A 14532-nucleotide genomic window follows, 5' to 3' on the forward strand; every position below is an offset into this window, starting at 1 on the left:
ATAAGGTGATAAAAACTTGAGCAATTTCTAAATTACTCTTCTGCCGAAATAATTGCAATTTCTATACCAGTAAATTAAGGATTTATGAATATGTCTAAACAATGGATTGGATTAACTATCTAAATGCTGAAAAATCACTCAAATTTTAAATTAGTTTTTGAGTGTATAGGCTTCTGCCATATTTTCATTTTCAACTAGAGTCCGAATGGTATATTCATGGTTATTTTCTTTGGCGCTGGCAAATTCACATTTCGAATCCCATGACATTGAACAACCACTCAACAATGGACAACTTGCAAATAATTCAGCTACCCAGTCTACAAATACACGAACTTTAGGCGATAAATGACGGTTTTGTAGATAAACGACTGATATTGGCATCGGTGCAGGTAACCATTCAGTCAATACCTCTCTAAGTGCACCAGATTCTAAATGTTTTGCCGCCATATAATATGGACATTGAATTAAGCCGAAACCTTGCACTGCCAAATCAATATATGAATCGCTATCATTGACAGAAACACGCCCTTTCACACCGACGCTATGAATCTCGCCATCCACCATAAAATCCCAGTCAATATTGCGTCCGGTACGGCTATTAAAATAATGCACCACTTGATGTTTTTGTAAATCTTCAATGGTTTTTGGTTCGCCATGTTCCATCAAATAACGAGGCGCAGCAACAGTGACACACTGAATTGTTCCGATACGACGTGCAACTAAACTTGAATCTTTCAATTGACCAATACGAATAACACAGTCCACTGCATCTTGAACCAAATCGACTGGACGATCACTCATGCCAATCACCAAATCAATATCGGGGTACTTGGCATGAAAATCACAAAGCATTGGAATAAGGATGAGTCGTCCAATTGACGCTTTAACATCAATGCGCAGTCGACCTCGTGGTCCACGTTCAGAATCATGGAAATTCGATTCTACATCCTCTACGTCGGCTAAAATTCGTGCAGTTCTTTCATAATAAACTGCGCCATCTGGTGTCAAACTCAGTTTACGAGTGGTTCGGTTCAATAAACGAACTTGTAAATGTTTTTCTAAACCTTGAATGGTTGTCGTCACAGAAGCACGCGGTAGTCCTAAACTGTCAGCCGCTAAACTGAAACTATTTGTTTCGACAACTTTATTAAATACTTTCATCGCATGAAATAGATCCACACGCACGCTCCTATCAATGCATTTATTTAATCAAACACATCAATTGTTATAAAAATACGAATAGTGTTATCGAATTTAATATATTTATTCGTGATTGACAAACTTTTATGCTCCGTCCATCCCATAACCCCTGTTTCTCCCATATGGACCACAACTAAAAGTCTGAAAACAGGTATCCAAATAACTAGGAGCACCTCATGTCATTTTCCCGCAAACAGTTCGCACTGTCTGCCATCTTTGTCGCCATTTTTGCTACAGGGGGTAGTTTTATGTTTTTACATGAAAATGCCGATGCAAAAGCTGCACCGACCAGTGCCCAACAAGCTGCAACAGTAGATATTTCTAATGTCATCAGCAAAACGATTACCGATTGGCAAGAATATTCCGGTCGTTTAGAAGCGATTGATCAAGTCGATATTCGGCCACAGGTTTCAGGTAAACTCATTTCCGTACACTTCAAAGATGGCAGTCTTGTTAAAAAAGGCGATTTACTTTTTACAATCGACCCACGTCCTTTCCAAGCAGAACTGAATCGTGCTCAAGCTCAACTTGCTTCGGCTGAGGCACAAGTCACTTATACGGGATCTAACCTTTCTCGTATTCAACGTTTAATTCAGAGTAATGCTGTATCACGCCAAGAGCTAGATCTAGCTGAAAATGATGCACGTTCAGCGAATGCCAACCTACAAGCTGCTAGAGCCGCTGTTCAATCTGCCCGCTTAAATCTTGAGTACACTCGTATTACTGCACCAGTCAGCGGCCGAATTTCCCGTGCTGAAGTCACCGTTGGTAATGTGGTGTCTGCAGGTAATGGCGCACAGGTCTTAACAAGCTTGGTGTCTGTATCTCGCCTTTACGCATCTTTCGACGTTGATGAACAAACTTATCTCAAATACATCAGTAATCAGCGTAATTCAGCACAAGTTCCCGTCTATATGGGGCTTGCCAATGAAACAGGTTTCTCTCGTGAAGGAACCATCAACTCCATCGATAACAACCTGAATACGACTTCAGGTACGATTCGCGTTCGCGCAACTTTTGATAATCCTAACGGCGTTTTATTACCAGGCTTATATGCACGAATCCGTTTAGGTGGAGGTCAACCTCGTTCAGCAATTCTGATTAGCCCAACTGCAATTAGTGTCGATCAAGATAAACGTTTTGTTGTGGTCGTCGACGCTAAAAATCAAACTGCTTACCGTGAGGTAAAACTCGGTGCACAACAAGATGGCTTGCAAATCGTAAATAGCGGATTACAAGCGGGTGATCGTATTGTGGTGAATGGTTTACAGCGGATTCGTCCGGGTGACCCTGTTACACCTCATCTTGTACCTATGCCAAACGCACAAATCACTGCGAGCAGCACTACTCCTCAACCTCAGCCAACAGAAAAAACTTCAACTCCGGCAAAAGGTTAATCACATATGAATATCTCTAAATTTTTTATTGATCGGCCGATCTTTGCTGGTGTGTTATCAGTACTGATTTTACTTGCCGGTCTTCTTTCGGTATTTAAATTACCGATTTCAGAATATCCGGAAGTTGTTCCACCCTCCGTGGTAGTACGTGCTCAATATCCGGGTGCAAACCCAAAAGTGATTGCTGAAACTGTTGCTTCTCCGCTTGAAGAATCTATCAACGGTGTAGAAGATATGCTTTATATGCAATCTCAGGCAAACAGTGACGGTAATTTAACCATTACGGTGAACTTTAAGCTCGGTATCGACCCAGATAAAGCACAGCAATTGGTTCAAAACCGTGTATCTCAAGCCCTGCCTCGTTTACCTGAAGACGTACAGCGTTTAGGCGTTACTACTTTAAAAAGCTCACCGACTTTAACCATGGTTGTGCATCTGACCTCACCAGATAATCGCTATGACATGACCTACTTGCGTAACTACGCGGTGCTCAACGTAAAAGACCGTTTGGCACGCTTACAAGGTGTAGGTGAAGTCGGTTTATTTGGTTCTGGTGACTATGCGATGCGTGTGTGGCTCGACCCACAGAAAGTGGCACAGCGAAACCTCACTGCGACCGAAATTGTCAGTGCAATCCGCGAACAAAACATTCAAGTTGCAGCAGGAACCATTGGTGCATCACCAAGTCATTCCCCTTTACAACTTTCAGTCAATGCTCAAGGTCGTTTAACCACTGAGCAAGAATTCGCAGATATCATTTTAAAAACGGCTCCTGATGGCGCGGTTACTCGATTGGGTGATGTTGCACGCGTTGAACTTGCAGCTTCACAATATGGCTTGCGTTCATTACTTGATAACAAACAAGCGGTCGCCATTCCAATTTTCCAAGCACCGGGTGCTAATGCTTTGCAAGTTTCGGATCAAGTGCGTAGCACTATGAAAGAACTTTCAAAAGATTTCCCATCTTCAATTAAATACGACATTGTGTACGATCCGACTCAATTCGTACGTGCCAGTATTAAAGCAGTCGTTCATACCTTACTTGAAGCAATTGCACTGGTTGTTGTGGTCGTTATTTTATTTTTACAAACATGGCGTGCCTCAATCATTCCATTACTTGCTGTACCAGTTTCAATTATTGGTACATTCGCTCTCATGCTTGCTTTTGGTTACTCAATCAATGCGCTTTCGCTATTCGGGATGGTGCTTGCCATCGGGATTGTGGTCGATGACGCGATTGTAGTCGTCGAAAACGTCGAGAGGAATATTGAAGCTGGTTTAAATCCAAGGGAAGCGACTTACCGTGCCATGCGAGAAGTAAGCGGACCGATTATTGCTATTGCTTTAACGCTCGTTGCAGTATTCGTACCTCTTGCCTTTATGACAGGCTTAACAGGGCAATTTTATAAACAATTTGCCATGACTATTGCCATTTCAACTGTTATTTCGGCATTTAACTCCCTTACTCTATCTCCTGCTTTAGCAGCCATGCTACTAAAAGGACATGATGCGAAACCTGATGCATTAACACGCCTTATGAATCGTGTATTTGGACGTTTCTTTGCGCTGTTTAACCGCGTATTTACCCGTGCATCAGACAACTATGGTAAAGGCGTAAGTCGTGTTATCTCCCATAAAGCATCGGCAATGGGTGTCTATGCAGCACTTTTAGGTTTAACCGTTGGTATTTCTTATATTGTTCCGGGTGGCTTTGTTCCCGCTCAAGACAAACAATATTTGATTAGTTTTGCGCAGCTACCAAACGGCGCATCATTAGATCGTACCGAAGCTGTCATTCGTAAAATGAGTGATACGGCACTTAAACAACCTGGTGTAGAAAGCGCGGTTGCCTTCCCTGGTCTATCAATTAACGGTTTCACCAATAGCTCAAGCGCCGGTATTGTCTTTGTGACCTTAAAGCCATTCAATGAACGTAAGGCCAAAGACTTATCTGCAAATGCAATTGCAGGTGCCTTAAACCAGAAATACTCAGCTATTCAAGATGCTTATATTGCGGTTTTCCCACCACCACCTGTGATGGGCTTAGGGACTATGGGCGGCTTTAAACTTCAACTTGAAGACCGAGGTGCCTTAGGCTATTCAGCTTTGAATGATGCTGCACAAAACTTTATGAAAGCAGCACAATCAGCTCCTGAGCTTGGTCCAATGTTCTCAAGTTATCAAATTAACGTGCCTCAACTCAACGTAGATTTGGATCGTGTAAAAGCCAAACAGCAAGGTGTTGCTGTGACAGATGTTTTCAACACTATGCAGATTTATTTAGGTTCTCAGTATGTTAATGACTTTAACCGCTTTGGACGTGTTTATCAGGTTCGTGCACAAGCCGATGCGCCTTTCCGTGCAAATCCTGAAGATATTTTGCAGCTTAAAACCCGTAATAGTGCCGGACAAATGGTGCCATTATCTTCATTGGTAAATGTAACTCAAACCTATGGCCCTGAAATGGTGGTGCGTTATAACGGTTATACTGCAGCAGATATTAATGGCGGTCCTGCACCAGGTTATTCATCTAGCCAAGCAGAAGCTGCTGTTGAACGTATTGCTGCTCAAACTTTGCCGCGTGGTATCAAGTTTGAATGGACAGATTTAACTTACCAAAAAATCTTGGCTGGTAATGCAGGACTTTGGGTATTCCCAATTAGCGTATTGCTCGTGTTCTTAGTTTTAGCCGCTCAATATGAAAGTCTAACCTTACCATTAGCAGTCATCTTAATTGTACCGATGGGAATTTTGGCGGCTCTGACAGGTGTTTGGCTCACCAGTGGAGATAACAATATCTTTACCCAAATCGGTCTGATGGTACTGGTCGGACTGGCCTGTAAAAATGCCATCTTGATTGTTGAATTTGCTCGGGAACTCGAAATGCAAGGTGCAACTGCTTTTAAAGCAGCAGTTGAAGCAAGTCGTCTTCGTTTACGTCCAATTTTAATGACCTCTATTGCATTCATTATGGGTGTCGTCCCACTGGTTACTTCAACTGGTGCAGGTTCTGAAATGCGTCATGCCATGGGTGTTGCAGTGTTCTTCGGAATGATCGGGGTAACTTTCTTTGGTTTATTCCTGACCCCTGCCTTTTACGTCCTGATTCGTACATTGAATAGCAAACATAAATTGCATTCCGCAGCAGTTCATGAAGCGCCATTAGCTAACCCACACGATCATTAAGGAGGACATTTAATGACTACAGCAAAACAAAGCTTGTTATTGTCCTCACTCATGGGGAGCCTGCTTCTTGCAGGCTGCTCTTTGGCTCCGGAATATCAACCTGCAAAAGTTATAGTTCCTGTCAAATTCAAAGAGTCAGACCCTAAACTTGAAGACAATAATTGGAAAATTGCCCAGCCTGCCGATCAGCAAGTTCGAGGTGAATGGTGGCGTGTTTTTAATGATGCTCAATTGAATGAACTAGAACAACAAGCGATTGCCGGCAACCAAAATCTTAAAGCTGTAGCAGCTAATATTCAGGCTTCACGTGCAATACGTTCGGCAGCACAAGCTGAACGTTTGCCAAGTATTGGTGCTGGCTTTGGTCCAACTCGTCAAAAACCCTCTCCTGCTTCATTGGGTTTAGATGACAATGCGCATACATCTGCACAAACCTTATGGCGCGCTCAAATGAATGTTTCATATGAGCTCGATTTATTTGGTCGTATCACTAGTAGTGTCAATGCAGCAACAGCGGATCTACAACAGCAAGAAGCGTTATATCAGTCGGCACTTTTAGCGTTACAGGCCGATGTTGCACAAGGTTATTTTCTCATTCGCCAGCTTGATGCTGAACAAGCAATTTATACTCGTACTATTAAATTACTTGGTGAGACACGAGATCTCGTTCAAACCCGATTTAAAAATGGTTTAGTCAGTGAATTAGATGTTTCTCGTGCACAAACTGAACTTGCTACAGCTCAAACCAATGCACTGAGCATTGCTGGTAACAGAGCCAATGCCGAACATGCACTTGCAGTATTGTTAGGCAAAACACCAGCTGACTTTAGCTTGGCTGTCCAACCTTTAACTATAAATAGTCTTCGTCTTCCAGCAGGATTACCATCGAGTTTACTTGAAAGGCGACCTGACATTGCTGCTGCTGAACGTGCTATGGCAGCAGATAATGCACGTATTGGAATTGCCCGTGCAGCTTTTTTCCCGAAAGTTAATCTAACGGGTGCCTTAGGTTATGAATCTTCAAGTTTAAGCGAGTTAGGTAAATGGTCGAGCCGTACCTTCTTGCTTGGTCCAGTCGCAGGTACTATTTTATCTTTACCATTATTTGATGGCGGACAACGTAAAGCAGGTGTTGCTCAAGCACGAGCAGCTTATGAAGAAAGTGTTGCCAACTATAGACAAACTGTACTAAACGCCTTTCGTGAAGTTGAAAATGGTTTGTCCGATCAACGTATTCTTGATCAGCAAATTCAAGCTCAAAACCAAGCACTCTCATCGTCTCGTCATGCAAATCAATTGTCTCATCTACGCTATCGAGAAGGTGCGATTAGCTATCTTGATGTGATTGACTCCGACCGGACTATTTTGCAACAAGAACAATTGGCAGCTCAGCTTAAAGGTGGCCAAATCATTGCAAGTGTAAACTTAATCCGTGCTTTAGGTGGGGGTTGGAATAATTGATATAAAAAAAAGCGCCTTACGGCGCTTTTTTTATACACACAAATTATTTTGCATATACAGGGAATTTTGCACAAACAGCTTCAACTTTCGCTTTTACATCAGCAATAACTTTTTCGTCACCTTTGCTGTCAATCACGTCAGCGATCCAACCAGCAAGTTCACGAACTTCAGTTTCACCAAAACCACGAGTTGTTACTGCTGGAGTACCAATACGGATACCAGAAGTTACAAATGGAGAACGTGGGTCATTTGGAACTGAGTTTTTGTTCACAGTAATGTGAGCAGCACCTAACCAAGCGTCAGCATCTTTACCAGTTACGTCTTGTTTGATTAAAGATAACAAGAATAAGTGGTTGTCTGTACCGCCAGAAACAACATCATAACCACGTGCGATTAATACTTCAGCCATTGCTTGAGCATTTTTCACAACTTGTTGTTGGTAAGCTTTAAAGTCATCAGACATTGCTTCTTTGAAGCAGATTGCTTTAGCAGCAATCGCATGCATTAATGGACCACCTTGGTTACCAGGGAATACGGCTGATTGAAGTTTTTTCTCGATTTCTTCATTCGCTTTCGCAAGGATTAAACCAGAACGTGGACCACGAAGTGTTTTGTGAGTCGTCGTTGTAGTTACGTCAGCAATTTGAACTGGGTTTGGATATACGCCAGCAGCAACAAGACCTGCAACGTGAGCCATATCAACAAAAAGGTAAGCGCCAACTTTGTCCGCGATGTCACGGAAACGTTGCCAATCTACAACACGGCTATAAGCAGAGAAACCAGCAACGATCATACGTGGCTTGTGCTCTAACGCTAAACGTTCAACTTCTTCGTAATCGATCTCGCCAGTTTCAGAGTTTAAACCATACTGAACAGCGTTATAAGTTTTACCAGAGAAGCTTACTTTTGCACCGTGAGTCAAGTGACCACCGTGAGCCAAGCTCATACCCAAAACTGTGTCGCCTGGGTTAAGAAGTGCTAGATAAACAGCAGAGTTAGCTTGTGAACCAGCATGTGGTTGAACGTTTGCGTAATCAGCACCAAAAAGTTCTTTAGCACGGTCGATCGCCATTTGCTCAATAACATCTACATACTCGCAACCGCCATAATAGCGTTTGCCTGGATAACCTTCTGCGTATTTGTTCGTAAGTTTTGATCCTTGCGCTTCCATCACAGCAGGAGAGCAATAGTTTTCAGATGCAATTAACTCGATATGTGCTTCTTGACGCTCATCTTCAGAAGCAATAGCTTGAGCTAATTCTGGATCAAATTCAGAAATGGAAATATTGGCAAACATTAGCGGGGGTCCTATAAAATTAGGGCTTTTAAGCCGTGCTAAGATTGCGTCATATTGTAGCATGAACTTTATAATTAAACAGAATGAAGTTAGCTCAGTTTTAAATAAAAATGGCTCAAGTTTTATAAAAAATGAGCCATTGTTTATGAATCAATAAAAAAGCTGGTTTAAAGCTTATATTTAAAAATTTTTCCTCATTCACTTTAGCTTACAATAAGGTTAAAAATACTTTAAATATCAATAACTCTATTGTGCTGTTAGCAAGGTCTGAACATTTCCAACAATGTTGTCTACATTACTACTCATCGCCGTATTATGGTCCCAGTTACCAGTCACATAACTATTAATTTTAGTACCTAAGGTAGTGGCATTAAATATCAATAGATCAGTTGCCAATTTAGGTACTGTAGGATCAGCTATCCCTTGATAAATGATGATTGGTGTAGTGACTTTTACTTGTAACGGCTGCGAATCTTTTTCCAAAAACGTCTTAACTAGCGGCACTGCCATAAAATTAGGTTGTGTACGCGTGTAACCATTCAGTGTTCCATTATTATTATCAGCATAATTCGACATGCCTTTATGAAAGGCTTCATACAATGGTCCAGAACAAAGGTTTTCTGCTTGAGCGGCAATACCTGAAATTTGTGAAGTAAATACTTGTCCATAATCAAAGCTTGGTTGTGTGTTGCGAATACCAGCTGTAACCAAAGCTGTATATGTATCAAGCTGTGCATAGGTTCCAATTTTAATATCTATCGGTGCATTCGCAACTTGTGCCTCTCCAGCCACTAAAATATTCCCTAAATTAGAAGCAGGTGCTACCGCTACAGTACCTTTATAATCTAGTTGTGCACGACTCGCATATTGTGCAGCACCTAACGCAGCATTCCCCCCTTGGGAATGTCCGACTGTCAGCCATTTTTTTGAAGTTAATAAATTACGCTGTAATAAATAGTTACGCGTTGCAACTACAGCATCCGTAATTGAGAAAGCCTCACTTTTAACATTTAAAAAAGGATGTATGCCTGGTGTGCCTAAACCTTCATAGTCAGGTGCGACAACAACATAACCTGCTGCTAGTAATTTACTAATTAAATCTTTTGTACTGTCGGTTAACGCTGTCTTACTTGGTGCACAGGCATCTGCAACACCTGTAGTGCCATGGGCCCAAACGACAATTGGCCAACCGCCTGCTGGTGGTGGTGTATTTGGTGTAAATACCAAACTGGTTGCCTGTACTTCTTGGCCACTTTGACCTAACATTTTATAGGTCAAAATACTACTTTCAGCAGCAACTGATCCTAAGTTGGTGCTCGTGTAAGCATCTACTTTAACCACTGGGTTTTGAATATTATTGGTTGGAGTACCAGATGGATTAGTAGTTACTGGGCTGTCATCGCTACTTCCTCCACCACATGCCGTCAACAATAAACTTGTGCTAAGAACACTGGTCATGAACAGTTTCATTTTCATTGGTATATCTTCCCTTAAATTCCATTTTTGTTTTGCTTTAGTTTTTTAATCAACATTTTCTAATGTCTTAAAAACAATTACGCCTAATCTTTATTTTTCGCAAGTTCTATTGGATGAAATTAATCTATGAAAACTTTATTTTTAATATAAATTGACGTTCTCGCTACTTTATAGCCTCACTTCATGTTTTAAAGTAGATAGCCAACTGTTACCATTCATAGTTACTTGTGATTGTTTAAAGGGCCAGTTATGCAAACCATTATTTTAGATACAGAAACACATACACTAAATGGTTTGCCTATTGAAATTGCATATGCCCCGATTGAAATTAATGAAGGCAAGCTCACCTTAGATAAAAGCAAATTGTTTGATCAGCTCTATCAAGTCGGTGCCCCTATTTCTTACGCCGCTATGGCGGTTCACCACATCTTAGAGTCTGACCTAGAAAACCAGCCTCACTATAAAACCTTTAAATTACCTGATAGTACGACTTATATTATTGGTCACAACATTGATTATGATATTGCTGCCATTGCTCGTTGCGGTGTGGATGTATCAAATATTAAACCGATTTGTACTTTAGCTTTAGCACGTAAAGTTTGGCCTGAAGCAGAAGCTCATAATATCTCCGCCCTCATCTATATGATTTCGCAAGGCAGCAGTAAAGCTCGTGAATTACTCAAAGGTGCACACCGTGCCGATGCAGATATTATTTTGACTGCTAATATTTTGATGCATATTGTCTATCATTTAAATATTCAAGATATTGAAGAGCTATACCGAGTTTCTGAAGAAGCACGTATCCCCACAACGGTTAACTTTGGTAAGCATAAAGGCACAGCAATTGCTGAACTTCCTAAAGACTATATTCAATGGTTATTACGCCAAGATGAGCTTGATATTTACCTTCGCAAAGCATTAGAAGGTGTACTTTAATGACTTAAATAGATGATATTCATCGACTCTTCATCATATTGTCATTTTTGAGTTTTATCGTTAACCCCATTTATATTTTATTAAGAACAGTACTGTTTGATAAAAATTAAACAGTCTGCTTCATTTTTATATTGGGGAAATACAATGTCTGGTTTTTATCGAACCAATTTGGGAAGAGTTGCGCTTCAACAACGTAATATCACGTTAAATGCAAAACAAAGACGTTTACTTCTACTCATTGATCATGAAGATTTTCAAAGCCTTAATAGCGAGTTTAAAAAGCGTATTGCTCCTCCAGAGCTGATTCAACAACTGATTGATTTAAAACTCATTGCTACTTCTAACGAAAGTTACTCAGAGTTGACCGAGCAAATATCTATGCAAGAGTCATCTATAACATCAAATGAAGTACATCAGAAAAATATTGATGAGAACAAAAGTAACGACTTAGTTGGAGAGATTCAGGTTCCTCAATCAACGTCTGTAACTTCTTCAAATATAGAAAATGACCAGCCATCTATTCCAGTTCAGCAACTGTCTTTTGAAGAAATACAATTATTAATGAAACAAAGCTTAGGCCAGTTCTGTGGCCTTATGGCAAAACCCCTTATTCAAAAAATAGAGCAAATCAAAACACTTCAAGAACTTAAAATGTGTCAAATGCAATGGATTACTCACTTACAAGAGTCACGTATTCCACCTCATGAGCTAGCAAAGACACTTCAATCTATTAACTATTCAATTCAGCTTATTCAACAACGCATCTAAAAATAGAACAAGCTGCTGTTTAAATAAGCATTAAACTCACTTGGTATGTATTTCGTGCTTTACCTACCGGTGTTTTTTTCCTATGATGTGCCCCACACATGTGCGCTCGTAGCTCAGTTGGATAGAGTACAGGTTTCCGAAGCCTGGGGTCGTGGGTTCGATCCCCGCCGAGCGCACCAATTTATATATAATAACTTCATAATTTTATCCCAATTTCATAAAATTCCGACTATTTTACTTGGTTTATTAATCATTATCGCTCAAAATATACCCCTCTTTCATAATGTGAGAATTTCATGACTGATGCTTTGGTATTAAAAGATTTGTCCAAAACATATCGTAATGGTTTTCAGGCGTTAAAAGGTATTAACCTCACTGTGCCTGAAGGTGAATTTTATGCGTTGTTAGGCCCAAATGGTGCCGGCAAATCAACAACCATTGGTATTATCAGCTCCCTCACAAAAAAGACCTCAGGAACAGTTGAGATTTTTGGGCACAATCTCGACACTCACCCATCCTTGGCAAAACAACAGCTTGGTGTTGTCCCTCAAGAATTTAACTTTGGGCAGTTTGAAAAAGCATTCGATATTTTAGTCACTCAAGCTGGCTATTATGGCATTCACAAAAAGATTGCCGAAAAACGTGCCGAACATTATTTAGAAAAACTAGGCCTTTGGGAAAAGCGTAATATACAAGCACGCATGCTGTCTGGTGGTATGAAGCGCCGTCTAATGATAGCCCGTGCCATGATGCATGAGCCTAAACTTCTTATTTTAGATGAACCTACTGCGGGTGTAGATATTGAGTTACGCCGTTCTATGTGGGATTTTCTAACCGAAATGAACGAAAGTGGCACTTCTATTATTTTAACGACACACTATTTAGAAGAAGCGGAAATGCTCTGTCGTCAAATTGCCATCATTGACCGCGGTGTTATCAAAGAAGATACCAGCATGAAAAGTTTCTTAAACCAGTTGAGTGAAGAATCTTTTATTTTTGATTTAGCAGAACCGATTGCCCCACTCCAGTTAAATATTATTGGTGTGAAGTTCAACTTAATTGATAGCAGCACTTTAGAAGTAACAATGGATAAGGCACATACATTAAATGACTTATTCCAACTTTTAGAGTCACAAGGTATTCGTGTCCGTAGTATGCGAAACAAATCGAATCGCCTTGAAGAGCTATTTGTCAAAATGGTTGAGAAAAATCTTGAAGGAGAGGCAAAATGAACTTTAACCAACTGCAAATTGCCCTCTGGACTTTAGTTCGTAAAGAAGTACGCCGATTTCTTCGCATTTGGCCCCAAACCTTATTACCACCTGCGATTACCATGAGCTTGTATTTTGTCATTTTTGGTAATTTGGTTGGCTCACGTATTGGACAAATGGGCGGCGTAAGCTACATGCAGTTTATTGTGCCTGGCCTAATCATGATGGCTGTTATTACCAACAGTTATGCGAACGTTTCTTCCAGTTTCTTTAGTGTGAAATTCCAAAAAAGCATTGAAGAGCTCATTATGAGTCCTGTGCCATTACATATTATTTTATGGGGCTATGTCATTGGTGGTATTTGTCGTGGTGTTCTAGTTGGGGCCATTGTTACTGCGATGAGTATGTTCTTTACTGACCTTTTTATACATAACTGGTTCGTAACTATATATACAGTCTTAATTACATCTGTTTTATTTTCCTTAGGTGGCTTTATTAATGCAGTCTATGCGAAATCATTTGATGATATTTCTATTATTCCAACATTTGTACTTACTCCACTCACCTACTTAGGTGGTGTGTTTTATGCCATTAGTGCACTTGGTCCTTTTTGGCAAAAACTTTCTTTAATTAATCCTATTGTGTATATGGTTAATGCTTTCCGTTTCGGCATTTTAGGTCATAGCGACGTGAACGTTACGTTCTCTTTAATCGTTGTGACATTATGTTGTGTTGTACTTTACGGAGTTGCTTACTATTTACTTGCTCGTGGTTCAGGAATGCGTGAATGAGTGTCGAACAGTCTTTATTGGGTAAAGAAACCCAGTATCCAACTAGCTATCAACCCGATGTGTTATTTCCAATCGCACGTGCTCAATCTCGTGAAAATTATTCACATATTGAAGGCATTACCCAAGGTAAAGATTGGTGGCATGTTTTTGAAATCTCTTGGTTAAATTCGCACGGTATTCCACAGGTTGCTATTGGTAGAATTACCCTGCCAGCTTCTTCACCAAATTTGATTGAATCAAAGTCATTAAAACTTTACTTCAATAGTCTTAACTTCACTCAGTTTGACTCTAAAGCGTTATTCATTGAAACAGTTGAAAAAGATTTATCGGCTGCGGCAGGCGTAAAAGTTGAGCTAACGCTATTTCAAGTAGATGATCTCGATATTTCCAAGCCACAAGGTATTTGTATTGATGATCTAATACCTGAACGTTTAGAACAACACCCCGATGCATCGCTTTTAAAATTTGATGAGTCTGGTGAAGAAGTTGAAATTGAGCTGTATTCTCATCTTTTAAGAAGTAACTGCCCAGTCACGGGACAACCTGATTGGGGTACAGTTTTTATCCGTTTTAAGGGCAAAAAACCTTGTTATCGTAGTCTTTTAGCTTATATTATCTCGTACCGTCAGCATAACGGTTTCCACGAACAGTGTGTTGAGCAAATCTTTGCAGATGTTTGGCAAAATTTGCAGCCTGAAAAGCTGATGGTTTATGCAACTTATACTCGCCGCGGTGGACTTGATATCAATCCTTGCCGAGTATCGGATCTATCATGGATGCCAAAACCGATTCGATTGGCACGACAATAA

At 40.5% G+C, this 14532-nt stretch carries 11 protein-coding genes, 1 tRNA gene and 1 pseudogene; 10 read left to right on the forward strand and 3 right to left on the reverse strand.

Annotated elements, in window-relative coordinates; genetic code table 11:
- Window positions 1–150 precede the first annotated feature (150 nt).
- A complete protein-coding gene (locus ABFY81_RS08260; protein WP_019457145.1) occupies window positions 151–1179 on the reverse strand; it encodes a LysR family transcriptional regulator in 1029 nt (342 codons plus the stop codon).
- A 197-nt stretch (window positions 1180–1376) separates the two neighbouring features.
- Here ABFY81_RS08260 and adeF point away from each other — a divergent pair, with 197 nt between their 5' ends.
- The 3 genes from adeF to ABFY81_RS08275 are packed head-to-tail and all read left to right on the forward strand — an operon-like array spanning window position 1377 to window position 7244.
- Complete coding sequence (adeF, locus tag ABFY81_RS08265) at window positions 1377–2597, forward strand: multidrug efflux RND transporter periplasmic adaptor subunit AdeF (protein WP_347913519.1); 1221 nt, start codon at window positions 1377–1379, stop codon at window positions 2595–2597.
- Window positions 2598–2603: 6 nt separating this feature from the next.
- Window positions 2604–5783 (forward strand): multidrug efflux RND transporter permease subunit AdeG, encoded by a 3180-nt coding sequence (gene adeG, locus ABFY81_RS08270; RefSeq protein WP_347913520.1) that lies wholly within the window; start codon window positions 2604–2606, stop codon window positions 5781–5783.
- Between the two features lie 12 nt (window positions 5784–5795).
- Window positions 5796–7244: an efflux transporter outer membrane subunit gene (locus tag ABFY81_RS08275; protein ID WP_347913521.1), complete on the forward strand. Its 1449-nt coding sequence runs from the start codon at window positions 5796–5798 to the stop codon at window positions 7242–7244.
- 43 nt (window positions 7245–7287) lie between these two features.
- Here the strand turns inward: ABFY81_RS08275 and glyA are convergent, their stop codons facing one another.
- Window positions 7288–8541 carry a serine hydroxymethyltransferase gene (glyA, locus tag ABFY81_RS08280; RefSeq protein WP_039250893.1) on the reverse strand — a complete coding sequence of 418 codons (1254 nt, stop codon included), beginning with the start codon at window positions 8539–8541 and terminating at the stop codon, window positions 7288–7290.
- A gap of 61 nt (window positions 8542–8602) precedes the next feature.
- Between glyA and ABFY81_RS08285 the strand changes: the two are divergent.
- Window positions 8603–8695: pseudogene (locus ABFY81_RS08285) on the forward strand (hypothetical protein); the annotation flags it as partial.
- A gap of 92 nt (window positions 8696–8787) precedes the next feature.
- Here the strand turns inward: ABFY81_RS08285 and ABFY81_RS08290 are convergent.
- On the reverse strand, window positions 8788–10017 hold the full coding sequence (locus ABFY81_RS08290) for an alpha/beta fold hydrolase (RefSeq protein ID WP_347913522.1): 1230 nt from the start codon (window positions 10015–10017) through the stop codon (window positions 8788–8790).
- A 249-nt stretch (window positions 10018–10266) separates the two neighbouring features.
- Here ABFY81_RS08290 and ABFY81_RS08295 point away from each other — a divergent pair, with 249 nt between their 5' ends.
- From ABFY81_RS08295 to queF, 6 genes are all read left to right on the forward strand, one after another.
- Complete coding sequence (locus ABFY81_RS08295) at window positions 10267–10953, forward strand: 3'-5' exonuclease (RefSeq protein ID WP_347913523.1); 687 nt, start codon at window positions 10267–10269, stop codon at window positions 10951–10953.
- A 144-nt stretch (window positions 10954–11097) separates the two neighbouring features.
- On the forward strand, window positions 11098–11721 hold the full coding sequence (locus ABFY81_RS08300) for a hypothetical protein (protein WP_199999783.1): 624 nt from the start codon (window positions 11098–11100) through the stop codon (window positions 11719–11721).
- Between the two features lie 102 nt (window positions 11722–11823).
- Window positions 11824–11900, forward strand: a tRNA-Arg gene (locus tag ABFY81_RS08305).
- Between the two features lie 117 nt (window positions 11901–12017).
- Window positions 12018–12953, forward strand: a complete 936-nt coding sequence (locus ABFY81_RS08310) for an ABC transporter ATP-binding protein (protein ID WP_004700452.1) — start codon at window positions 12018–12020, stop codon at window positions 12951–12953.
- Window positions 12950–13723: an ABC transporter permease gene (locus tag ABFY81_RS08315; protein WP_077165428.1), complete on the forward strand. Its 774-nt coding sequence runs from the start codon at window positions 12950–12952 to the stop codon at window positions 13721–13723. The genes ABFY81_RS08310 and ABFY81_RS08315 overlap by 4 nt, the downstream gene beginning before the upstream one ends.
- Window positions 13720–14532, forward strand: coding sequence for an NADPH-dependent 7-cyano-7-deazaguanine reductase QueF (gene queF, locus ABFY81_RS08320; RefSeq protein ID WP_347913524.1), 813 nt, complete (start codon window positions 13720–13722; stop codon window positions 14530–14532). Before ABFY81_RS08315 ends, queF begins: the two co-directional genes overlap by 4 nt.

Source organism: Acinetobacter sp. WA-87 (assembly GCF_039938935.1).
Lineage (GTDB): Bacteria > Pseudomonadota > Gammaproteobacteria > Pseudomonadales > Moraxellaceae > Acinetobacter > Acinetobacter seifertii.